Below are 24,242 nucleotides of genomic sequence, written 5' to 3'. Positions count from 1 at the left end.
ATCACCCCCTCGTTTCACTGGTCCCGGCAAGATCAAAACCGGGACCTGATTAAATGCCCAATCTTCAGCCGAAAAAAGATGGGATTTCCAAGCCACCCTTTTTGGTAAAGCGTTCCATCATCTTCTTTGTCTGCAAAAAGTTTTTTAATAGACGATTCACGTCCTGAACGGTTGTCCCGCTCCCTCTGGCAATTCTTCGTCTCCTGCTTCCATTAATAATTTTATGCCGCCGTCGCTCCTCCGCGGTCATGGAGTCGATAATCGCCTCCACTTTGACCAATTCTTTTTCATCCGGTTTTAGATTTCCGAGTTTCTTCAATTTGCCCATTCCCGGGATCATCCCCAGGATATCATCGAGCGAGCCGAGCTTTTTCATCTGTTTCAACTGTGAGCGGAAATCCTCAAGATCGAATTCGCTTCGTTTAAGCTTTCTTTCCAGCTTCTTGGCCTCTTTTTCATCGAATTCCTCCTGGGCCTTCTCGATGAGAGACAGCATGTCTCCCATTCCCAGGATCTGTGAGGCCATCCTGTCCGGATGAAACGGTTCCAGCGCATCGACCTTCTCCCCCACGCCCACAAATTTAATGGGCTTGCCGGTAATCGCTTTTATGGAAAGGGCGGCGCCGCCCCTTGCATCCCCTTCCATCTTGGAGAGGATCACGCCGGAGATATCAAGCCGCGCATTAAACTCCTTTGCCACGGTGACCGCGTCCTGCCCGGTCATGGCATCAGCGACCAAGAGGATCTCGGTCGGATGCATTTTAGACTTGATCGTCTCCAGTTCGGCCATGAGGGTTTCATCGATATGGAGGCGACCGGCGGTATCGATAATCAGTACATCCGCCCCTTCCCTCCCGGCCCCGGCCAGTGCATCTATGCATATGCTGTCAGGACGCTGTCCTGCTTCAGTGGGGTAGACCGGGACATCGATCTGCACCCCCAGCTTTTTGAGCTGATCCACAGCGGCCGGCCTGTAGATATCTGCAGGGACCAGATACGGATGTCTTCCCTGTTTTCGCAGATGCCGGGCCAGTTTGGCGGCTGTGGTGGTCTTTCCCGATCCTTGGAGTCCCACCAGCATCAGTACATGGGGGGTCCGTCCCACCAATTCAAGCCCTGTCCGGGCCTCACCCATTAATCGGGCCAGCTCTTCATTGACAATCTTTACAATCTGCTGCCCGGGGGTCAGGCTTTCAAGAACGTCCTGTCCGATTGCCCGTTCCCGGATGTCCGAAATCAGGTTCTTGACCACCTTATAGTTGACATCCGCTTCCAGAAGGGCTAAACGCACCTCTTTCATGGCATCCTGAATGTTGGCCTCGGTCAATCTTCCGCGACCGGTCAACTTTTTGAGGGTGCGATTCAGTTTTTCTGATAAGCTGTCAAACATGGAGTTACGCTCTTGATTTTGTAATCGGTTAGTTTATGTCAATTCATTTATTTATGTCAACAAAAATCATAGACATTATCGGGCTCTTTGCCAGCTACTGTTAAACTATTAACACATTTTAACAATTTTGCCACTAAAATGTTCGCATGCCGCCTGAAACCGGATCCCGGCTGCCCGGAATCCCGCCATCCTGAAGGATGTGCCATCCATTCCCTTGGGCAGCAAAATCCGAGCATCAGAAATCCATTGTCAGCGGTTCCGAATAGACCGGCTTCCCGGGATTCCGGCATCCCGGTATCCTATTGTTCAGTGTCCACACTTGGGCGGCCTCTTTCTCTTGTGTGAAAGCTATCCAAGATGTACCCCTCGCCGAGGCAGCATGATCCAGCCCTTTTCCTCGGTGATGCGTCATTTAAGGGTTGCCAATGTGGAGGATTCCTTCTAATATTCAGGCGGTACATCCGCGCCTGCGGCACGATGCTCATTTTTCGGGATCAAAGGCGATTCGCCATTCATGCAAAGGGAAACGCACAGTCAGGGGATTATTCATCCGGTAAAGGGAAAGAGGGATCCCACACTAGGTCCTGTTGTGCTGATGGTGATGCTCCCTCAGGAGCTAAAGCGGCTTGTCCGGCTGTCCGGGGCAATAGAAATTCAGTTCAGTGACTCGCCCCTGTACCGGCTCTACCGGGCTGAAAGTGAAACGCCTGCGTCCGCCGTTGCCCTGGCAGGGCCGTTTATCGGCGCTCCCCATGCGGTCATGGGCCTGGAAAAACTGATTGTTATGGGGGCCAGACAGATATGGGTTCTGGGATGGTGCGGATCATTGCAGCCTGATCTGAACATCGGCGATCTGGTGATCCCGGTCCGGGCAATATCAGAAGAGGGGACTTCACAGCATTATCCTTTGGCAGGTGAGGAGCCCAGTGCCGATCCAGGACTCAACCGGATGCTGGCAGGCGCCGTTGTCCACAAAGGCCGGGAGGCTGTAGAAGGAGACATCTGGACCACAGATGCCATCTATCGGGAGACCCCGGAGAAGGTAAGCCGTTTTCAGAAATTGGGCGTTCTGGCCGTGGATATGGAATTATCGGCCCTCTTAACGGTAGCGGCCTATCGTTCATCGTCACTGACAGCCCTGATGGTGGTTTCAGATGAACTGTCTGATCTTAAGTGGAAGCCGGGCTTCTCCGAACCCAGATTGAGAGAAAGCACCCGGCTGGCAGGCGACCTGCTTTTCGATCTTTCCAAGACCTCGGCGGACCGCTATCCTTTGAAATAAAACAGCCTGGTGACAGGATCGTGATAATGACCAGCGTGGAAAAAGAAATCGAAGCCCTTCGGGAGAAGCTCCGATATCACAACCATCGATACCATGTTCTCGACGACCCTGAGATCTCCGACGCCGAATATGACCGGCTCTTCAGACGTCTCGTCGATCTGGAACAGCAGCGGCCTGAACTGGTAACCCCTGATTCGCCCACACAGAAGGTGGGGGCGGAACCCCTCGAGACCTTTTCCGATGTAAGACATCGGACCCCCATGCTGAGCCTGGAAAATGCCTTCAGCGACCAGGAAATCAGGGAATTTGACGCGCGGGTGAAACGGTTCTTGCAGGACGATTCCCCCATCCAGTATACGGTGGAGCCCAAGATCGACGGCCTGGCCGTGGAACTGGTATATGAAAAGGGCGCTCTCAAGGTGGCCTCGACTCGGGGAGACGGCTTTGTGGGCGAGAACGTCACGCTCAATATCAAGACCATTTTGGACATCCCCTTGACCCTGACAAAAAAGAAGGACGGACCGCCGTTCCCTGATCTTCTGGAGGTGAGAGGCGAGGTCTACATAGAACTGGAACCTTTTGCAACTCTGAACCGGGAGCGGGTCGCCAAGGGGCTCTTGCCCTTTGCCAATCCGAGGAATGCGGCCGCCGGTTCTCTGCGACAGCTCGATCCGAAGGTAACGGCAAAAAGGCCTCTCCATATGTTCTGTTATGGCGTCGGGACCGTTGATGGGATACCCGGCGAAACCCAGTACGAGCGCATGCTTCAACTTCAGGAATGGGGCCTCCGGGTCAATCGGCCATATACCCGCATCTGTGAGGACCCGCCGGAGGTCATAGACTACTGCGGTCATCTGGAAGAAATCCGGTTCCGTTTTCCATATGAAATCGACGGTGCGGTGATCAAGGTAAACCGGTTGGATCTGCAGGCCCGTTTAGGAGAGAAATCAAGAAGCCCCAGATGGGCCACGGCCTATAAATTCAAGGCGAGTCAGGAGACCACGACGCTTCTCAAGATTGATGTTCAGGTGGGGCGCACCGGCGCCTTGACGCCGGTGGCCCACCTGGAGCCGGTTGAAGTGGCCGGCGTACTTGTGAGAAGGGCAACGCTCCATAACCAGGAGGAGATTGAAAAAAAGGATATCCGGGAAGGGGACAGGGTCATTGTCCAGCGCGCAGGCGACGTTATCCCCGAAGTCGTCAAATCGATCCGGTCCTTGCGGACCGGCCGGGAAAAAAGATTCATCATGCCCTCTCAATGTCCGGCATGCGGCGCAGATGTTGTAAAAAAAGGGGGAGAGGTGGTGTTGAGATGCCCCAACCCGAACTGCCCGGCCCAGGTAAAGGGGTCTTTCAGACATTTTGTTTCCAAAGGCGCCATGGATATTGACGGACTTGGGGAAAAGATCTTAATTAAGTTGATCGAGAAGGGGCTGATCCAGGAAGAAGCCGATCTGTATACCCTCACCCTTGACGATCTGCTCAAATTGGACAAGATAAAGGAAAAATCAGCAGGCAACCTCCTGACAGCCATAGCAAAAAGCAAAAAGGCCACATTGGCCAGGTTTATTTACGCCCTCGGAATACGGCATGTGGGGGAATTCATCGCCAGCATTTTAGCCAGACATTTCGGAGGGATTGAACCTCTTATCCACGCAACAGAGCAAGAACTCCTGGCCATCGACGGAATAGGTCCCCAGATCGCCGAGAGCGTCATTACCTATTTTGATGACCCTCGCAACAAAGAGAGACTTGACAGGCTCCTGAAGACGGGAATAGAACTGGAAGCCCCCTCCCTTCCCCCGGTCTCAGCGGTTGCGGGGAAGACTTTTGTCATCACCGGTACACTTTCCTCGTTAAAGCGTTCAGAGGCCAAAGAGATCATCTCGAGCAAAGGCGGGAGAGTCGCCTCCTCTGTGGGGAGCGGCATTGATTACCTGGTAGTGGGCGCCTCCCCCGGATCCAAACTCAAAGCGGCCCAGGATATGGGGATCCCGACCCTGGATGAAGATGCATTCCTGGCACTGCTGAATGCTTGACCGGGAGTCAAGGGGTTCGGGAATTAAGAAACTGCACGAGAGATTTATTGTAAACAGAAACATCCGTTTAGATAATTTCCTTGTGTCTTTGTACCTTTGTGTGAGACTTGGGTTTATTGGTGTTGTCGATCAAAATTGTAGTCTTGAAGGCTTGGCGCTGTTGCGCGAGGCATTGTCCCAGGAGATGTGACGATGAATAACACCAGGATGCGCCTCATCATTGAAGGCCGGGTTCAAGGCGTGTGGTTCAGGGAGTCCACCCGGCGGGAGGCTGCATCACTGGGGCTGACCGGATGGGTAAAAAACCGGCCGGACGGGGCCGTGGAGGTCCTGATCGAAGGGCCTGAACAAGATGTCAACAGACTGGTTTCCTGGTGCCGGAAAGGTCCCCCTGCCGCCAGAGTGACCGGCATTTCCAAGGAGCAGGAGACCTGGCAGGGCGAGTTTGACTCTTTTGACATTGTTTTTTAGGAGGAAATACGTGCGGATCAGACGGTTTTCACAATTACTTTTATTGATCTTTGTGCCTCTTTTCATTGCTGTTTCGGGCTGCAGTACTACGGCATCCCTGACACGGAAGGTCCTTCCCGAATCCTGGGCCAGAAAGATTCTGCCGGAGCAACCCAATCTTAAACAGCGTGTCATGGTCTTTCCCCTTGTGGACCAGGCAGATCTTGGACCCCAGATAACGGGCCAGTACAGCCGGCGGTTCTATGATTTATTGAAGGCATCTCCCCACCTCCTGGTCAATGAGCCCCCGGACGGCATGTTTTCATCCCTGGCCATGGAATCCCCCCAATTCGGAGTGGTCACTCATTCAAGTCTAGTGGATTTCGCCCAGAGTCTGGGAATGAACGATCTTATCATCGGGGTATTGAATCCGGTAGAGATCAGCATTCGGAAGACCGGGATATGGCCCTTTGACAAGTGGCGGAAGTTTTATGGGATTTCCATGGCCGTCAACATCATCGACACTGCAAGCAAGACCCTCCTGTTGACCCATGTGGAATTGGAGGAGTTTCCCGTGGCCCTGGATGAGGCAGAGGATCTGGATGAAAAGGCCTTCATCAATGAGGTGTCAACAAAATCGTACCCTGAGATGATACAAGAATTGGCTGAAATAGTGATCAGAGAGCTGCACCAGCAACCCTGGACAGGAAACGTCCTGGCAGTGGAGAATAACGCTATCATGATCAATGCGGGAAAGGAAGTGGGGCTTGAACCGGGAAAATTGTTCGAGGTCTTCGCCCAGGGGAAATCTGTCCCTTCCGGCAGCGGACGACCGATTTATCTTTTTGGAGAAAAAATCGGCGTGATCAAGGTCAACTCCGTAATGGAATCCCACGCCCTGGCCGAGCCTGTTTCCGGAGGTCCTTTTGAACCCAAGCAGTTCGTCAGGTTTATACCATGATATAAGAATTATGGAATTGAGGAATCAAGAAATTGCATGAATAATCCTTCTTAATCGCTCAATTCTTGAATCCCTGAATTCTTAAATGCCTAAGGCGGCCTGACTGCCGCAACCAAACAGGTTTCCTATGGACCCCCACGGGCAAACTTCTTCGCACGTTGCAGAAAAGTTACAGACAAAGAGTCTAAGGCGGCCTGACGACCGCAGCCAAAAAGGTATGGGTGCAACTCCCGGCAGTTTTCCGAGCGCTTACCGATAAGGCACCAACTTCTCCGCATGGTCCAGAGAAATTTTAACCAAAGATTCTAAATCCAAAAGCGGTTACCATGGACAAGATCGTTATTGAAGGGGGAACTCCCCTGAAGGGCGCTGTCAGCATCAGCGGCGCCAAAAATGCGGCCCTTCCGGTGATGGCTGCCTGTCTCCTGACAGGTGGCTGGCATCGACTGACACGGATCCCCCAATTGAGAGACATTCGGACCATCCAGCAAATCATGTCGGATCTGGGCACGGTATTCAGGCAAGAAGGGGAGGAGGGCGCCCTCGAGGTGGATTCAGGCAATCTGACAGGCTATGAGGCCCCCTATGAACTGGTCAAGACCATGCGGGCATCCATCCTCCTATTGGGACCGCTCCTGGCCCGGTGCGGCAGGGCCAGGATCTCTCTACCCGGCGGGTGCGCCATCGGGGCCCGGCCCGTCAATCTTCATCTCAAGGCCCTGGTGGCCATGGGGGCTGATATCTATTTGGAGCATGGGTATATCAATGCCCGGGCAAACCGTTTAAACGGCGCGAACATCTTTTTTGACATCCCCACGGTCACCGGTACTGAGAATATCATGATGGCCGCGGTTACGGCCCGGGGCCGGACCATTCTCAAAAATGCGGCCAATGAACCTGAGGTTCAGGATCTGGCCGATATGCTCCGGTCCATGGGCGCGGACATCCAGGGGGACGGGACAGATACCGTTGTCATTCAGGGGGTGGATCACCTGAGGCCCTGCCAACACGAGATCATACCCGACAGGATCGAGGCAGGGACCTTTATGATCGGAGCGGCCATTACCGGAGGAAACATCACCATCGATGCCTGCCTGCCCGGCCACCTGACCTCCCTTGTCGAAAAGCTGAGACTGGCCGGTGCGGACGTCGACGCAGGGGATCGTTGCATGACCATACGGGGGCCTGACCGCATTCAGAGTGTTGACATCCAGACCATGCCCTATCCTGGTTTCCCTACGGATCTCCAGGCCCAGTTCATGACCCTCATGGCCGTTGCCGATGGGTGGAGCATGATCCGGGAAACCGTCTTTGAGAACCGATTTATTCACGTCAGCGAACTGCAGCGCATGGGCGCAGATATCGAAACCAACGGGAGTCAGGCCCTGGTCAAGGGAAAAGAACGGCTCTTTTCCGCTCCGGTTATGGCAACCGATCTCAGGGCCAGTGCGTCCCTCGTCCTGGCCGGACTGGTCGCCGAAGGGGGGAGGACCGAGGTACACCGGATCTATCATCTGGACAGGGGATACGAGGCCATTGAAAAGAAATTCAGCGGATTGGGGGCCGCCATATGGCGAGAAAGCGGGTAGCCTGTTTCATCGCCCGCTCATACCCATGGCCATATCATTTGCCGGGGGCATCCTGGCGGCCCATGAAATCCCCTTGCACCACCACATTCTCATCGCCGGCCTCTTTTTTTCCATCATCACATCTCTTATTTCGTTTCTTTTTTACCCTCCCCGCCTGAGGGGGTATTGCCTCCTTTTTGTATTCTTTTTTTCCGGCGCCCTGATGATGCAGGGGAACCCCGCCCCCTCCCGGCTGATCCCTCTGGCGACCCGGAACGGAAAGGCGCTGATCGAGGGGACGGTTCGCGATCCGGTCAAGGTCATCGACGACAGAATCGGACGGTTTGCACTTTACGCTACGGCCCTCTGTCTTCCTGAAGAGACTGTTCCCCTGGATGAACAGATCGCGGTCACCGTGTATCGGAATCTCCCCGAGCTTCACCCGGGCGACCGGATTCGTTTCCCGGCACGCCTGCGCCTTTTCAGAAATTTCAACAATCCGGGAAATTACGACTACGAAGGGGCTATGAAATTAAAGGGCCTTACGTGCGCGGCCAATGTCTCCGAAGGGACACGGATTCTACGGTTGGGACCCGGCCGCCTTCCCTTTTTTCGAGAAACGGTGGAAAGGCTCCAGCGGCCGATCAGGGAATTCTTCCGTGAGCGCCTGAGTCCACGCAACAACGCCCTCCTCCGCGCCCTGATTCTGGGTGAACGACAGGGGATTTCTACGGAGCTGAGAGATCCTTTCAACCAGACCGGGCTGGGTCACCTCCTGGCAGTGTCCGGGCTCCACATCGGCCTGGTGGCCGGCGCGGCCTTTTTTCTCTTTAAGTGGTTCCTTTTCCGCTCCTACCGGCTGACCCTCAGCGTAGATGTGCGGAAACTCGCCGCCCTGTTGACGTGTCTCCCTGTCATCTGCTACACCCTTCTTGCAGGTTTCCAGGTCTCCAGCCAGAGGGCCATGATCATGGTCCTGGCGTTTTTGGGGTCCCTTATCCTGGGGCGTGAACGGGAGGTCTGGTCCACCCTGAGCCTGGCCGGGCTCATTATCCTCCTCTTCGACCCCAACGCCCTCTTCAGCGTCTCCTTTCAACTCTCCTTCATGGCCGTGATCGGCATCCTGTGGCTGACCCCGGCCATACTGAACCGGCTCCACCTTCCGGTGAACACCTTCCCTGCGAAAGCCCCTTCACGCAACCGCCTGCTCGACTATTTCATAGGGCTCACCGCAATGAGCGCGGCCGCGGCCTTCTTCCTCCTTCCTGTCACCTCCCATTATTTCCACCGGATTTCCCTGGTGTCTGTCCCTGCCAACCTCACCACCGTTCCCATATTAGGGATATGGCTCATTCCGCTGGGCCTCCTTTCCGCTGTCATTGTTCCCATTTCCGCAGAGATCGCCGGGCGCTTGCTCCAGATTGCGTCATGGGGACTCGACATATGGATGTCCATTATCCAATTCTGGGCCGACCTCCCCTGGTCGAACATTTGGACAATCACTCCGAATCTCTTTGAGATACTCATCTTTTACCTCTTCCTCTTTTTCGCCTTTTTCTTCAAGCGTTGCAAATGGGCAAGGACGGGCCTTGTGGTGGTTGCCGTTCTGACCCTGGGCGATATCGCCTACTGGGTACATGCCGTCCGGTTCAACAAAGACCTTCAGGTGACCTTTTTAGATGTGGGAAAGGGGAACGCCGCCCTTGTCTCGTTCCCCGGCGGGAAAAAGATGCTTATCGACGGCGGGGGATTTGCGAGCGGACGCTTTGACGTGGGAGAGATGGTCGTAGCCCCCTATCTGTGGCATTCAAAGATCCTGCGGGTCGATTACCTGGTCCTGAGCCACCCCCAGGCAGACCATATGAACGGTCTCCGTTTCATTGCCGGATCTTTTCACCCAAAGGAATTCTGGCATAATGGAGACCAGGTGGAAACCCAAGGCTACAAGGACCTCATGGCGATTGTCGATGCTCGGAAAATCCGGAAGGTGCTCCCTGCTGACCTGAGGGGCGAGATTCAGATAAACGGCGTGCGTGTCCAGGTCCTCCATCCCGATCCGGATGGCCCTGTTGTGCGGGTCAAGGACGACGGCAAGCAGCTCAACAACAACTCTCTTGTCCTCAAGATTACCAGTGGAGATACGTCCTTTCTCTTTCCAGGAGACCTGGAAAAGGCCGGTGAGGAGGCCTTGATCGCCCGTGCAGGTCCGATGATCCAGAGCCATATCCTCCTGTCGCCCCATCACGGGAGCAAGACTTCCAGCTCCGAGAAATTTCTGAGATTGGTGAAGCCTCGTCTCTGTATCATCTCTTCAGGCGAAAGAAAGGCCCGCCATTTTCCCCATCCGGCTGTCCTTGAGAGGCTCCGCAAGATGGGATGCCAAATCCACCGCATTCCGCTGTCAGGGGCCGTCACCGTGACGGTGGGTCATGACCAGGTCAAGGTCAGGACCTTCTTAGGCGGCAGACATCCGTCCAAAAATCCCTTTTCTGGAAAAGAGAGAGATGGTATAAGAGATCAGTCCAAACGGCCTTACCGTTGAGAGCTCTCCTGTGATTTGAAACCATAGGTGGTGTCTTCGAAAAGGGGACTCCGGGGCTTGGTTGTTTTCAAGAATTTCTTCGATCGACAAACATTCATCGACCATCATCAATTCGGTATGGCAGACAGATTCCATTCCCTCAACGAGTGGTTCAAGACCCGCCGCTTCCTGTTCACGCTGATCGCATTCATGCTTCTGTTTATCCTCTATCCATTAACAGAAGAATTCGTCAGGATCAGCTTTTTCCTTGACATCTTTCTGTCCATCGTTCTCTTGTCCGCGATTTATGCAGTGGGGGAGCGAAGGGGGCCACTTGTTTTTGGCGTTTTAACGGCTGTCCCGGCCTTCTTGGCGCACTGGGTACACTTTTTCTTTGAAGTCCAGGTCCTTCATTTGATCGACGTGGTGTTTGGGATCATCTTTTTTGCCTTTGCCACCGTCACCATCGTGACCCACCTGTTCAAAGAGAAACGGGTCACGGCAGACCTCATCCGCGGAGCTATCTGCGGCTATCTCCTCATCGGGCTCATGTGGGCCTTTGTTTTTTCCCTGGTTGAAACGCTTCGACCCGGTTCTTTCGTCTCAGAGGCCGCCGCCAATCTAAATCTGGAAAACTTGATATATTATAGCTTTGTCACCTTATCCACAACCGGATATGGCGACATTGTCCCCATGACCAACCAGGCCAGATCCCTCTCCATCCTGGAGGCCGTCATGGGGCAGATGTATCTGGCCGTCAACATCGCGACCCTTGTGGCCATTCGCATCTCTCAGTCATCGGGAAAAGACCCGGAATGACGTGACGGGCACCATCTTCTATAATGAAGGCAGGCCATGACGCAAGCGCTCCCCAAGCCAAATCTCCCGCCCTGCAAGGACCTGTATATCTATCTAATCAAAGGGGTGTTGAGGGCCGACGATGAGGCCCTCCTCGGCAGCGGTTTTCTTGGAAACTGGGTGGAAGAGGGGAGTTCTTTTCTCTTTTTTTCCAAACCTTCTCGCAGCCGGATCACCCGGCTGTTGGCCGCCCGGCCGGTTCTGGAATTGGATGATGTGTTTCATTTCTCCTATGAAGCGTGGCAGGGCGGGGGTCTCGATCCCCTCACGATCGACCCGTTTCTGATTGTGCCGCCATGGCTGGAAACGGATCCGCAGCAAGGTCTCATGACGATCCTCCTGGACCCGGGGGTGGTTTTCGGCAACTGTCATCACCCCACCACACAGGCCTGTTTAAAGGCCCTCTCCCTCGTGGCCGGAAAGACCCCTTTAGGGCGGGTGCTCGATCTGGGGACCGGCACGGGCATCCTGGCCCTGGCAGCCGCCCGGCTGGGGGCTCGAAAGGTATTGGCTGTCGATTTGAACCCTCTCTGCGTCAAGACCGCAGCCCGGAACGTGGAGTTGAATGACCTTTTGGGGGTTATCCGTGTGATGGAAGCGAGGGCGGAGGATGTGGCAGACGACCCCGCGGACCTGATCGTCGCCAACATCCATTATGAGGTGATCAAACAGCTTCTGGAGCAGAAGGCATTCCATAGAAGTGCGAGGCTGATTATCTCAGGCCTGATGCGGAGCCAGTACCGGGACATTATTGTCAGATTGAAGGAATTTGGGTTTGATCCGGTTCGTGAGTGGGACCATGATATGACCTGGTACACGGTCTTGGCGGGTCGATAATCGTATGATGGAGGGTGGGTCACGGAATTCCGGTGTGGGCGGCCTCTGGCTTCCCGCACCGGAATTCACGTCTCAACGGGTTCAGCCACTGACTACTTGAGTCCGTCTTCCTTCTTTGCCTCTTCCATCTTCAAGCCCCCGATTCTGGGATGGGGCCTGCCGCAATCGGTCACCACAAGGGCGACGACGATCTCATCCGCTTTAGGGGCATCGTCGATTCGGATTGCCATGGCATCGAAGTGGCTCCGAACAAAGGCCGCGTCCTTGTAGTGGGTGGGCACATCGATTTCCGTGCCCATGCCGCCGATCTTTTTGGCTGACGGAATGAGGGCCTTGCCCCCGCCCACTGCGTCACGAAAGGGTTTCCCCAGTTTGGGATGAAGGATGGCCCCTGCGTGTTCCCTCTCGCCGTTCTCGCCCACAATGGCACCCTTGCCGTACCCTTCAGCCGCTTCCGGTTTGATCCCCAGGGCCTCCACGGCCATCTTGCCGAGAATCCCTCCGAGGGCCTCCCCGATATCCATCAAAGGGGTCAGGTCTTCTTCATATGTGCCGGCAAAGGGGTTCTTGATAACCGCAACGGCAGCCGCCCTCTTGCCGGGAGGCGTCATGGGGCGACCCCCTTCGGATAGGATTTCTTCGACAATGGTCACGTATTTTCTGACTTCCATTCCAATTCCCTCCTGTTGTGTGATTTAAGATTTTGCAGCAAACGATGTCCTCTTATCCGGGGATCCATGGATCAGGCATTTTCTGAAATAATCAGTCATCCCGATCTTGCCGTCAACCACGACACATGAACCCAGGATGATCTTTCTTTCCACCAATTCCGCCGACCTTTCCAGCGCCCGTTGCAATGAAAGGGATTTCGTCTCTTCATTCAAAGGCCCGATCTTACAGGTGACGGCGATGCCGGGTATATCGGTAGCGGGATCGATCTTCTCTGCATCCTCCTGGATCACCTGCACATCCTCCACAAAACTCGCATTGCCCACAGCCGTGGCCGCTGCATCGGCGACGGAAGCCTTATGGGCGATCACGGTGGCGGCCGAGGCGATGCCTCTGGTCAGGCTCCGACCGCCCAGGCCGCTGGTGGCCACCCCCCAGGAGGTGCGCTCGGATTCGAGCCGGAGCACATGGGAAAATTCATGGCGCCTTACATCCTGACGGATCCCCACGGTTACCGATCCCTCCCCCCGAAGCCGAACGGCGATATCCCCTCCGTTATTGACGATCGCCTTTGTCATCCCCCGATCGGCCAGGTAATCGGCCACTGCATCGGCAATGGTCCCTGCCACAGCGGCCATGGGGGTCAGGTCCGCATCCCCCACTGCCAGGACGCTGCAGACCATTTCCACGGCCAGGGGTTCCTCGAGCCGATGCGGGAGCTCTGCACAGGCGCGACTCAGGATTTCCCGCCGCCGGCCGATCTTGTCCAGGGCTGAGAAGGCGTATCGGGCCGCATCCACGCTCATCTCTGGTTGGGGAACCTTTCCTACAAAAGATGAGATGACCAGCCTCATGGGACCCCATTCGGCCATGACATCACCGCCCTGCAGGACTCGGAGGATTTGCCGGGCCTCGGTATATTCGGTCAATCTACAACCATCCGAGGACCCTTGACGGCAAAGGGCTTCATCGCTTCGAGATGGCCGCCCATCTCCTGGTAATCTCTTAAATCCATCGTGTATTCCACAGGGCAGATCGTTGCAGGGGTAGGCGTCCAATAGAAAAAGCCTCCCTTAACCCTCTCCACGTCCACCATGAAGTTGATCCCGCCGCCGGGCAGGACATAGGTGGGGGCCCCGCCCACCGTGAGACTGGCCTTGGCGGAATGAACGGCACGGGTCAACTTGACCGGATAGCGGGTAACCCCGGCCCTTGCGCTTCCTCCCGTACCTCCCATATATACGGCGGAAACCCTGGAGGGTTCACATGTGGACGAAATGGCATCGAGTGCCTCCCTACTGGCCCCGGTGAGGGGCACCTCCTGGAACGTCCCCCCCTCATCCAGTTCAAAGAGCCTTCCATTACGGCCCGTGGTCTCCGTGATCAAGACACGCATCCCTGTCCTGGCCACGTCCTGATCCAGACCCGAGATTACCTCCAGGGGGTTCATGATGGATGTGCCGCCCCAACCGCTCCCATGGTCCCCGAAATATCGTCCGGGTGTGCTCATTCTGAAACGGAGTCTGATCCCGGAAGGTCTGGCCCCAACAAACCTGCCGGCCGCGTGTTCGCTCATCAGGCTGGTGATATGAGGGTCGAGGATAATGACCTCATCGGCGGCTGCCACGAGAAGCGGGGCGAAAAGACCCAGGGTGGCGCTCCCGCAGCCGACCCTCATATTGTCGGGACGCATGCCGTTGATGACCGGGGTCTGACCGACCTGCAGTTCCAGCCTTGCCCCCCCCTTCACCCTCATTTTCACCGGTTTTTTATTGGCAATATCCGTGATGGTCCTGGCCACCGCCAGCCCGTCCTTTTCAGTGAGGAGGTTGACCCCGCCGATGGAGAGCATCTTGGAGCCGTACTGCTCGGTGGTCACCATCCCCACCTTTCTTTTCCCAAGGAGGACATCCGCCCCTTCTTCGCCCACCGGAATATCCGTATCGACCTTGACCAGAATGCCGCTGTAACTCAGAGGGGCCTCGGTCACCACCGTTACCACGTCAACGCCTTTCTGTTTGCCCCTGACAATATATGGTGCGGGCTTGCAGTCCGGATAGGTCGTCCCCGATCCAATGGCGGTGATCAAGGGCCTCCTGATGGGCTCGGCCGGGTCCGGACCCACGACGTCTTCCACATCCTGCCAGGTATGAAGGGGGGTGACCCGAAGGAGTTCTCCCTCGACATTTCTGTACCGATGGCATGCGCCGATCATCCCGGGTCTGATCTGGCAGTTGATGGGGCAGGCATCGCAAATGACCGCATGTTCGGGGATCCTGGACTCCCTGGACAGTGCCCCCTGCTCGCATACCTTGAGACAGGCCCCGCACTGGGTGCAGGTCTCGTCGATGACGGCCTTTTTTTTGGACAGGTGAACCGCGCCCACAGGACAATCCCGTACGCAATACCCGCAGCCGATACATTTTTCCAGGTCCACTTTCATCTGAAACGTCTCTGGTTGCTCGTTACTGTTTGTTAAAGTTCGGAGTTACAGGGTACGAGTCATGGAAACCCTTTTCTGTCTCTTTGTGGTGCTGTGTCTTTGTGTGAGTTATTTCTTGGTTGTGGTTGTGCCACCTTGGATCATTCTTCAATCGCGGGCCCGCCGAAGTTCCTGGTCACGGTGGGTTTCCGCTTGGGGGGCGGCGTATTCCTGCTGGTAGAAACAACGATTTTCCCATCCACCAGGATCATGGCGACCCCCGGGACATCGCCCGCTTCAATAGCGGCCAGGGCGTTTTCTCCCACCGACCCCATCGGGGCGTCCATGATGAGGAGGTCCGCCTCCTTCCCTTGCTCAAGGATGCCTCGGTTCAGCTTGTAGATACGTGCCGTGTTCCCGGTCGCCATGCAAATGGCCTCTTCGGCCTTGATCGGGGTCAGACTCGCCAGGTGGTTGATCACCCGCAGAATACCCAGGGGGATCACCCCCGTCCCTGATGGGGCGTCGTTTCCGATGATCATGCGGTCCAGGGCCCCGGCCTTTATGCAAATATTTGCGGCTTCGACGGCCACCTTGGGATTGCCGCAGTGAACGATCTCAATCGCGAGTTTTGTTTCATTGACCAGTCTCTCCACCTCCTCGATGGCAACGGCCGTGGGACCGCCGTTGACATGGGAGGCGATATGGGGATTGGTTTTGATCACCTGTTCCGCGGTGACCGTACTGCTCCCCGGAATGGACGTTCCCCCGGTATGCATCATCACGGTCATCCCCGCCTCTCTGGCCCACTCGACCATGGGTGCGGCATCCTCGGGCTGTTTGACGCTTCCGAGTCCGATTTCACCCACCACACGCACCCCTTCCCGGGCCATTTCCTCGAAATCCTGTTTGACAAGACCTTTCTCCAGGATCACGGCCCCGCCAAGGACCTTGGCCCCTCCGGGTCTGAAATTTGCCCAGGCCTTGGCCGCCAGGATCGCCAGGACCTTGGTTCCCGCCGGATCCTTGGGTCTCCCCTGCAGGTGGACCTCTCCGGCGGAAATCAGCGTGGTGACCCCGCCATGCAGCTCGCTTTCGATAAAGCCCATCTGATTCTGGCGAGAGGTGAAGTCCCCAAGGATCACATGGCAATGGGAGTCGATGAGACCCGGGGTTACAGTGGCCCCTGCACAATCGATGACCATGTCGCCCTTCTTAGTGCCAAGATCATCAACCATGCCGATATCCTTGATTTTGCCGTCCTCGATGGCGATGGCATTGCCTTCGAGAAAGGGCCTTGAGATATCGCCGCTCACAATGGTTCCGATGTTTTTCAGAGTAACGCCTGACATTATTAAACCTCCTTATTGTCTAATTGTCCTGCCGTAACAGCTGCATTCAGGACCCGTTCCAGATTCCCGGGAAGGGTGTAAATCCGTTCTCCCAGGGCATCGGCAATGGCGTTCAGGACGGCCGGGGCAGTGGGAATCAGGGCGGGCTCTCCGACACCCTTTGCGCCATACGGCCCTGTGGGTTCCGGGGACTCCACGATGATCGGGATGACCTCGGGCATATCGCTGCACGTGGGGATACTGTAATCGTTAATAGACGACGTTTTTCCGGGGACACATTCCTCCATGAGGGCAAAGCCGATTCCCATGGCCACCCCTCCGCAGATCTGGCCGATCACGCCTTCGGGGTAGATGGCCTTGCCCACGTCGTGTGCCGCAACCACCCGGTTGACCGCCACTTCGCCCGTATAGACGTCCACGGTCACCTCAACAAGATGGCATGCAAAGGCATAGGTGGCATAGGGCACGCCCTGACCTGTTTCAGGGTCCAGCGGTTCGGTGACCGGATCGAAGTATCCCTGCCATTTCAAGGGAAGGCCTTTCCTGTGGGCACGTTTGACCGCCTTCACCAGGGGGATGCTCTTTTTCGGATCATCTACATCCCGGATCTGCCCGGAATCCAGGACCAGCGACTCCTTGGGAACCTTGAGCAGATCCACGCCCTCAGTCAAGAGCATGTCCGCCAGCTGGTCTGCCGCGTCCTTGACCGCGTTTCCAGAAATATAGGTCTGCCGGCTTGCGGACGTGGCCCCCGCATTGGACGTCAAGCCCGTATCCCCTACAACGGTTCTGATGACGTCCGCGGACAATCCCAGCGTCTCCCCGGCGATCTGAGAAAGGACCGTAGTGGAACCCTGGCCGATATCCGCGCACCCGGTATAGAGGGTGACCCTTCCCTCCAGGTCCACCTCGATCTGGGCCGTGGAGGGGTTCTGAACCCCGGTATTCCCGATCCCGTACCACATGGCCCCGAGACCGACCCCCCGCTTCTGGAAAGGCGGGGTCGGGGCTGTCCGCCACGCTTCCAGTGCCTCGGCATAATAGGGGTGAACCGCATCCAGACACTCTCCGATCCCCACACTCGCCGTCAATTCCTGTCCCGTTCCGGTCCTGGATCCATTTTTCAGGGCATTGAGGCGCCTGATATCAAAGGGACTCATCTGAAGCTTTTCTGCCAGGAGATCCATCTGGGATTCAAAGGCAAAGGCCATTTGAGGCGCACCGAACCCCCGCATGGCCCCTGCAAGGGGATTGTTGGTATAGACGCAGTGCGCCTCCACATCGACGGTTTCGATGTCATAGGGGCCTTGGGCATGGACCGCGGCCCGGGAGGCGACGGCGATGCCGTAAGAGCCGTAAGCACCTGTGTCGCAGATAATGCGCGTCTTCATGGCCAGGAGCCTCCCCTCTCTGTCCGCGCCGGTCTTCATGCGGATGATGAGGGGGTGCCTCTTGGCCGTGGCCAAAAAGACCTCTTCGCGGCTGTATACATGCCGAACAGGTCGCTGCAGATAATAGAGGGCGAGCCCGATGTAACCCTGGGTATTCAGGTCCAGTTTGGAGCCAAACCCGCCACCCGTGGCCGCCTGGATGATCCGAACCTTTCCGTCCTCCAGCCCCAGGAGAGAGACCACCTCACTGTGGTCGTAATGCGGATTCTGGGTGGACGAGAAGATGGCCAGGGTCCCGTCTTTTTCCACATACCCGGCCCCGGCATCGGGTTCCAGATACGTATGTTCCAGAAGGGAGGTCCTGTAAACCTTCTCCACGACAACTTCACATCGATCAAAGGCCTGGTCAATATCTCCCCTCTTTATCTTCCTCGTAAAGAGAAGATTCCCGTTTTCATGTATCCTGGGGGCGTCTTGCTTTAAGGCCTCTTCCGGGTCGTAAACAACAGGAAGGTCCTCATAGGTCACCGCAATGGCATGTAGGGCGTTTTCGGCCGCTTCCTCGCTTTCGGCCGCCACCAGCGCGATGGCGTCCCCCACATGGCGCACCTTGTCCGGGACCAGAAGGGGATGGTCCTTATTGATGATGCCGGTGAGGTTTTTTCCCGGTATGTCCGCTGCCGTGAAGATCCTGACAACACCCTCTAACCTGGCAGCCTTTTCCACACCCAAATGTATGATTCGCGCATGGGCACGGGTGCTCCTCAGGACCTTCAGGGTAAGGGGATTTTCGAGTTTCAGGTCTGCGCAAAAGATGGGCGTTCCCTTCAATCTCTCAATCGCACCGCGACGGGCGATATTTTTTCCGATGTTTTTCATTTCTTCTTTCATATGACACCCGGTCTTCAATCCCGCGGCTCCCGATCCTTTAACAGGCGAAAAAGAAGGCCGGCCGCGACCCTCCTTCTATAGACGGCGCTCGCACGAATATCATCGATGGGAGAGATCGCCTCCTGTACCAGGGGAAAGGTCTCATTGAGGGTCTTGGCAGTAAGCGGTTTACCTGTCAGAAATTGTTCCACCTGTGTAGATCTGACCACGGTGGGGGCCACACTCCCCCATGCCAGACGCGCACCTTCGATAATCCCCGTATGGTCCAGGCTAAGGAGGGCTGCCAGGCTCACGATTGAGACTGCCAGGACCTTTCGGTTTCCCACCTTCTCGAATTGATGTACACAGAACTCGGGGACCTTTTTAAGCCGGATTCCCCGCAAAAGTTCTCCGGCCCCCAATAGGGTTTCTCCGGGACCCCGGATGAAGTCGCTGAGCAACATCCTCCGCAACGAGGAGGACGAGATCAATTCCAATTGCGCCTCATGGGCGTACAGCACCGGGAGGGTGTCCCCGGCCGGTGAGGCCCTGCAGATGTTGCCGCCAATGGTGGCCATGTTTCGGATCTGCGTGCTTCCGAAGACTCTGGCCGCTTTTTGAAGGAGAGGGGCAACAGGGGCTACGGCATTGGAGGTCATAATCTCAGAAAGGGTGACGCCCGCACCGATACATATTGTGTCTTCTTTTTCCTCAATGCCTTTGAGTTCAGGAATCCTTGAGATATCCACAAGAAGTCCGCTTCGGACCGTTCCGGATCGGAGTCCTGTGATGACATCCGTCCCGCCAGCGAGGATTTGGGAATTTTCCCCCTCCTCTTTCAAAAAATAAAGGGCCTCCTCCAGGGTGCCCGGTCTCACATACGCCACATCCCTTTTCATTTGGTAGTTTCCCTGCGGGGGTGTTTTGCCGCATCCTCAACCGCGTCCACAATTTGCTGATATCCTGTGCACCGGCAAAGATTCCCTGAAACGGCGTCAATAATTTCAGGACGATCGGGATGGGGATTCTCCTTGAGCAAGGCATAACTGCTCATCAGGAACCCGGGGGTACAGAAGCCGCACTGGACCGCATGATGGTCCACAAAAGACTGCTGAAGCGGAATCATATCCCCATCCTTCCCTAGGCCTTCAACGGTCAAAATCTCCCGTCCGTGGAGTTGTGCGGCGAGCATGAGACAGGCATTTACACTCTTCCCATCCACCACGATGGTGCAGGCCCCGCATTCTCCGATGCCGCAGCCCTCCTTGGTCCCCTTGAGTGAGAGACGGTCGCGAATCACCTCCAGGGCGGTTTCGCCCGCCTCCACCTCCAGGGATACCTTATTCCCGTTGATTGTACATTCAATCGGTATATGCGCGTATGGTTTCATGACCCTCGGTTTTTCTCACTCTTATATTAGAACAAATAAAAATCCCCTTGGGCCGGGTCCCGATAGGAAAGGGTCACCCTTGTCCCAAGGGTGGAGTTTTTTAAAATTCCTTGATTTTCTTCATGTCCACGGTCTTCAGGACCTCTATCCCCTGGGCCTTCATCTCTTCCAGGGCCTTTTTAGTGGTGTCCGGGGCCACCCCCCTGCAAAGGTCCTCCACAACGATCACCTTGAACCCTGCCCGGGCGGCGTCGACGGCCGTCGCCTTGACACAATAGTCGGTGGCGAGCCCGTACACCACGACCTTTCTAACCATGTTTCTTTTGAGGATTTTGTCCATCTCGGTCCTGGCGCCGCCGTCGTCCTGAAAGCCGGAATAACTGTCATATCGGGAATCCTGCCCTTTCTTTACAATCGCCAGGAACAGGTTGTTATCCACCAGGACCCGGGCATTTTCCGTCCCCTGAATGCAGTGGGGCGGCCAGAGGACCTGGGTCCTTCCCTCGATCTGAATCGCCTCAAAGGGCTTTTTTCCCTCGTGATTGGTGACGAAGGAAACATGATCCGCGGGATGCCAGTCCTGGGTGCCGAAGATCAAAAAGCCTTCCCGGCTGAAGTCCTTGGTGGCCTTGGTCACGGCGTCCACATAGGCCTGATCGGTTCCGTCGACCGCCAGGGATCCATTCTTCAGGGTGGTAAAATCCCCCTGCAGATCCACGACGATCACACCGATGTTGCCCTCTGAACCGCACTCTGCGCAAGGTATGGTGAAAGGCACCGACACCAGGCTTCCCCAAAAAACGATCATCATAAAAACCAGAATGAGTTTATTCATGATTCATCCCCCCTTTTGTTTGTTAACAGTTCGTTTGGACGATTTCCAGACCCATAAGGACCGGGCCGGCCTGAAGGTCCTTGGACCCGAAGACGAACCTCGGATAAGCGGTGATTATATCCTGACCCACAGCGGCCGGCAGGAGACCGATGATGCTGCTGACTAGCCCTTTCATCGAAGGACTGGCGGAAATGAATAACTGTCTATGCGTATGCCCAGCAGGAGGGCTACACCGGTATATTTTTGCGCCATGAATTCAGGGTCAGACCGGCAAGGACAGGAACTGCAACATGAAAATCAGAATTCTACTTTGCTAAGACCTATGCATCCTTCTGTCTTGCCCTTGTCCCTCAAGCATTCCACCGATAGAGAGGACCTCTTTACCGCCTTTTTCAATCTCTGAGAAAATTGATGCCGGCGGGCCGACGGTGAAAAAATCATATCCAGCGGGAAACCACCGTCTTCTCGTCCATGAACAATCGCATGGACGCCATACGGGATTTGGCGGACCCAACAAAGGATTCTCGCCGGGAACCCAGGGGAAAGAAGGCATAGGGCTGGGCCACCCCCAGATTTACCGCAACGTTGCCCACATTGGCCTCTCGAATGAGCTTTCGGGCGTTTTTCATGCTGCTGGTCATGATGGCGGCCGAGTGACCGAGATTGGTCTTGGTGTTGATCCACTCAATGGCCTGATCCAGGCTGTCTCCCCTGATCAGGGCCGCAACCGCCCCAAAGGCCTCTTCCTTGGCCATCGGCATATCCACGTTCACATCTTCGAGAATGGTCGGCGCCATGAAGTAACCGTTGGGATAGCCCTCCGCCTTAACTCCCCTTCCGTCGAGGGCCAGCTTGGCGCCTTCCTGCAGGGAGTGGTCGATCCAATCAAGAATCTTGTCCTTGCCGCCCCGGGTGGTATAGGGGCCCAGCTCCGCATCTTCGTCAAGACCATAACCGAGTCTCATGGCCTTGGCCGCTGCAACGAATTTCTCTTTCACTTCATCGTAGATATCGCCGATGATGACCACGTTGTCCACCCCGAGACATCTCTGACCGGTCATTCCGAAACAGGCCCTCAGCATCCAGCGAATGGATTCGTCAATATCGGCATCGGGCATGATGATTACGGCATTTTTCCCGTTCCCGTTGATGGACGAGGTCTTCAGGAGTCTGCCGCAGGTCTGGAAGAGTTCATGGCCGGCCCTGTTGGATCCGATGAAACCGACCCCCTTAATCTCCGGCTGCTCGAGAATCAGCTTGTTGATCTCCCGTCCGCCATGGACCACATTGATGACGCCTGGAGGAAAACCGGCCTCCTGGGCCACTCTGGATATGGTCTCAGCGGCCACGGGGTCCTGCCTGCTCGGACTGACCACCACGGTACATCCGGCAGCCATGGCATAGGGCACAAAGGACGACCACGCGTGCATCGGAATATTGCCCGGCGTAATGATCAGGAATGCACCGAGCGGCTCCCAGACCAGATACTGGTCGATCCCGTTGGCGAGCTGGTCGATATGTTCGTTTCGCTTGGGTAACCCGTATAGGGCCGAGCATGCCGATTCAATGTTCTCTATCACGCGACTCACCGAACCCCTTGCTTCGCCGATGGTTCTTCCATGATCCTGGGTCAGGATGCGACACATGTCTTCGTAGTTATCTTCAAACTTGGCATGCATGCCGAAGAGGAGGCGTCCCCTGTCCCTCAGGGAGACATGCTTCCACGTCTGGAAGGCCTCGTGGGCTGCCCTGACCGCTTGGAGGGCCTCTTCTTTGGTGGCGGCGGGAAATTCAGCGATTACGTCACCTGTCGCAGGATTGGTGGTCTCGTGAATATCCGTTGATTTGGAATCGATCCACTCACCGTTGATAAGGAATTTGAGTTTTCCATAATGTTTTTTTACTTCCGGTAATACTGCCATCAAATAAACCTCCTTAATATATTTCAAGTCTTTTGCACTGCATGAAGGGGCCAGTGCCTTTTCGGCCGGCCTTCCTTTTTGGTGCCTGACCAAGGTGTTCGTATAATTGCCGAAGCCCTGGTCCGCCGCTGCTTCACCCGATGAGAGCGCCCCAAACAGACCCCGATGGCCTCTCCCCTACCGCGTCATCATGCCCGGCAACAGGAGTGCGATCTTGGGAAATACGGTGATCAATATCACCAGGGCAAATATGGCAAAGAGAAAGGGGATGACCCCCCTGAATATGGTCTCCACCGGGGTATCCTTTGCCACCCCGGCCACCGTAAAGACGTTCAGCCCCATGGGGGGGGTGATCAGGCCGGCCTCCATCATGAGTACCGCAATGACGCCGAACCAGATCGGATCAAACCCCAGGGCCAGTATTACCGGGTAAATCACCGGCAGCGTGAGCACCATCATGGAAATGGCATCCAGGAAACATCCCAGAAAGAGATAGATCACCATCATGATGGCGTGGATCAGATAGGGGGAAATCTCAAGGGCGGCGACCCACTCGGCCACTCTCATGGGGATGGTGGAAAGGGCGAGAAAGTAACTGAACACATTGGCGCCGGCCACCAGAAAGAGCACCATCACGGAGATCCGAACCGACTCCTGAAGCGCTTCCACGAGGTTTGCTCGATTCAGCTTCCTCTTGATCAATGCGATCAGGAAAAGGATGGTCGCCCCGATGGCGCCGGCCTCGGTGGGCGTAAAAAAACCGCCGTAAATACCACCCATCACCAGGAAAAAAACAGCCAGGGGTTCCCATACTGCCATGAGCGACGCGAACTTCGTGCGCCATGAAACCGGTTCCAAACTCACGGGGGCCAGGCTGGGATTGAGCTTCACAGAACCTATCACGATGAGGGTATAGGCCAGGGCCAGGAATGCTCCCGGAAGAATGCCGGCCACCAGCAGCTTGCCGATGGATTGCTCCGTCAGCATGCCGTAAACGATGAACCCGATGCTGGGAGGAATAAGGAATCCCAGGGTCCCGCCGGCAGCTACGCTCCCGGTGGCGAGCCGGGGATGATAATTAAACCGTTTCATTTCGGGCAGGGCAACCGTACCCATGGCTGCAGCGGTTGCCACTGAAGAGCCTGATACCGCCGAGAACCCGGCACATGCCCCGATGGTGGCGATGGCCAATCCTCCGGGCAGTCTTCGAAGCCATTTATCAAATGCACTGTAGAGTTCCCCGGTCATCCCCGAACTTCCGGCAAATCCTCCCATGACGATAAAGAGCGGGATCACGGTATAGGGGTAATAGGAAGAGACCTCGTAGATCGTCCTGCCAAGCATCGGAAGCGCGGCATTTACACTGGATAGATAGGTGACTCCCGAAAACCCCACTAACATCATGGCAAAGGCAATGGGCATGCCGATAAAAAGAAGGAAAAAGACCAGACACGTTCCAATGACGCCGACAACAACTGGATCCAC

At 55.8% G+C, this 24,242-nt stretch carries 19 protein-coding genes; 8 read left to right on the top strand and 11 right to left on the bottom strand.

Annotation, left to right across the window (positions count from 1 at the left end; genetic code table 11):
* Positions 1 to 64: 64 nt before the first annotated feature.
* Positions 65 to 1,390 (bottom strand): signal recognition particle protein, encoded by a 1,326-nt coding sequence (gene ffh, locus K9N21_11140; protein ID MCF8144463.1) that lies wholly within the window; start codon positions 1,388 to 1,390, stop codon positions 65 to 67.
* A 514-nt stretch (positions 1,391 to 1,904) separates the two neighbouring features.
* On the opposite strand from ffh, the gene K9N21_11135 reads away from it, so the two are divergent.
* From K9N21_11135 to K9N21_11100, 8 genes are all read left to right on the top strand, one after another.
* Positions 1,905 to 2,672: a nucleoside phosphorylase gene (locus K9N21_11135; GenBank protein MCF8144462.1), complete on the top strand. Its 768-nt coding sequence runs from the start codon at positions 1,905 to 1,907 to the stop codon at positions 2,670 to 2,672.
* A 26-nt stretch (positions 2,673 to 2,698) separates the two neighbouring features.
* Positions 2,699 to 4,711 carry an NAD-dependent DNA ligase LigA gene (gene ligA / locus K9N21_11130; protein ID MCF8144461.1) on the top strand — a complete coding sequence of 671 codons (2,013 nt, stop codon included), beginning with the start codon at positions 2,699 to 2,701 and terminating at the stop codon, positions 4,709 to 4,711.
* A 192-nt stretch (positions 4,712 to 4,903) separates the two neighbouring features.
* Positions 4,904 to 5,182: an acylphosphatase gene (locus tag K9N21_11125; protein ID MCF8144460.1), complete on the top strand. Its 279-nt coding sequence runs from the start codon at positions 4,904 to 4,906 to the stop codon at positions 5,180 to 5,182.
* A gap of 10 nt (positions 5,183 to 5,192) precedes the next feature.
* Positions 5,193 to 6,122 (top strand): hypothetical protein, encoded by a 930-nt coding sequence (locus tag K9N21_11120; protein ID MCF8144459.1) that lies wholly within the window; start codon positions 5,193 to 5,195, stop codon positions 6,120 to 6,122.
* Positions 6,123 to 6,448: 326 nt separating this feature from the next.
* Entirely contained in the window at positions 6,449 to 7,711 is a 1,263-nt protein-coding gene (murA, locus tag K9N21_11115) for a UDP-N-acetylglucosamine 1-carboxyvinyltransferase (GenBank protein MCF8144458.1), read from the top strand.
* On the top strand, positions 7,659 to 10,232 hold the full coding sequence (locus K9N21_11110; protein MCF8144457.1) for a DNA internalization-related competence protein ComEC/Rec2: 2,574 nt from the start codon (positions 7,659 to 7,661) through the stop codon (positions 10,230 to 10,232). Before murA ends, K9N21_11110 begins: the two co-directional genes overlap by 53 nt.
* A 57-nt stretch (positions 10,233 to 10,289) precedes the next feature.
* Positions 10,290 to 11,030: a potassium channel family protein gene (locus K9N21_11105; GenBank protein MCF8144456.1), complete on the top strand. Its 741-nt coding sequence runs from the start codon at positions 10,290 to 10,292 to the stop codon at positions 11,028 to 11,030.
* A 36-nt stretch (positions 11,031 to 11,066) separates the two neighbouring features.
* On the top strand, positions 11,067 to 11,906 hold the full coding sequence (locus K9N21_11100) for a 50S ribosomal protein L11 methyltransferase (GenBank protein MCF8144455.1): 840 nt from the start codon (positions 11,067 to 11,069) through the stop codon (positions 11,904 to 11,906).
* Between the two features lie 92 nt (positions 11,907 to 11,998).
* Here K9N21_11100 and K9N21_11095 read toward each other — a convergent pair whose 3' ends face one another.
* From K9N21_11095 to K9N21_11050, 10 genes are all read right to left on the bottom strand, one after another.
* Positions 11,999 to 12,577, bottom strand: coding sequence for an amino acid synthesis family protein (locus K9N21_11095; protein MCF8144454.1), 579 nt, complete (start codon positions 12,575 to 12,577; stop codon positions 11,999 to 12,001).
* Positions 12,578 to 12,601: 24 nt separating this feature from the next.
* The gene (locus K9N21_11090) at positions 12,602 to 13,504 is read right to left on the bottom strand and encodes an FAD:protein FMN transferase (protein ID MCF8144453.1); all 903 of its coding nucleotides are present in this window, start codon (positions 13,502 to 13,504) and stop codon (positions 12,602 to 12,604) included.
* Positions 13,501 to 15,018 (bottom strand): 4Fe-4S binding protein, encoded by a 1,518-nt coding sequence (locus K9N21_11085; GenBank protein MCF8144452.1) that lies wholly within the window; start codon positions 15,016 to 15,018, stop codon positions 13,501 to 13,503. Before K9N21_11085 ends, K9N21_11090 begins: the two co-directional genes overlap by 4 nt.
* A 140-nt stretch (positions 15,019 to 15,158) precedes the next feature.
* Positions 15,159 to 16,349 (bottom strand): amidohydrolase family protein, encoded by a 1,191-nt coding sequence (locus K9N21_11080; GenBank protein ID MCF8144451.1) that lies wholly within the window; start codon positions 16,347 to 16,349, stop codon positions 15,159 to 15,161.
* Between the two features lie 2 nt (positions 16,350 to 16,351).
* Positions 16,352 to 18,631 carry a xanthine dehydrogenase family protein molybdopterin-binding subunit gene (locus tag K9N21_11075; protein MCF8144450.1) on the bottom strand — a complete coding sequence of 760 codons (2,280 nt, stop codon included), beginning with the start codon at positions 18,629 to 18,631 and terminating at the stop codon, positions 16,352 to 16,354.
* Between the two features lie 14 nt (positions 18,632 to 18,645).
* Positions 18,646 to 19,509, bottom strand: a complete 864-nt coding sequence (locus K9N21_11070) for a xanthine dehydrogenase family protein subunit M (protein ID MCF8144449.1) — start codon at positions 19,507 to 19,509, stop codon at positions 18,646 to 18,648.
* Positions 19,506 to 20,000, bottom strand: coding sequence for a (2Fe-2S)-binding protein (locus K9N21_11065; protein ID MCF8144448.1), 495 nt, complete (start codon positions 19,998 to 20,000; stop codon positions 19,506 to 19,508). Before K9N21_11065 ends, K9N21_11070 begins: the two co-directional genes overlap by 4 nt.
* A gap of 100 nt (positions 20,001 to 20,100) precedes the next feature.
* A complete protein-coding gene (gene pncA, locus K9N21_11060) occupies positions 20,101 to 20,808 on the bottom strand; it encodes a bifunctional nicotinamidase/pyrazinamidase (GenBank protein ID MCF8144447.1) in 708 nt (235 codons plus the stop codon).
* Between the two features lie 464 nt (positions 20,809 to 21,272).
* The gene (locus K9N21_11055) at positions 21,273 to 22,757 is read right to left on the bottom strand and encodes an aldehyde dehydrogenase family protein (protein ID MCF8144446.1); all 1,485 of its coding nucleotides are present in this window, start codon (positions 22,755 to 22,757) and stop codon (positions 21,273 to 21,275) included.
* Between the two features lie 177 nt (positions 22,758 to 22,934).
* Positions 22,935 to 24,242, bottom strand: a complete 1,308-nt coding sequence (locus tag K9N21_11050; GenBank protein ID MCF8144445.1) for a TRAP transporter large permease — start codon at positions 24,240 to 24,242, stop codon at positions 22,935 to 22,937.

The organism is Deltaproteobacteria bacterium, from assembly GCA_021737785.1.
Classification (GTDB): domain Bacteria; phylum Desulfobacterota; class DSM-4660; order Desulfatiglandales; family Desulfatiglandaceae; genus AUK324.
Note: the sequence above shows the minus strand (reverse complement) of the source record. Positions and strands in the feature narration are given on the sequence as shown.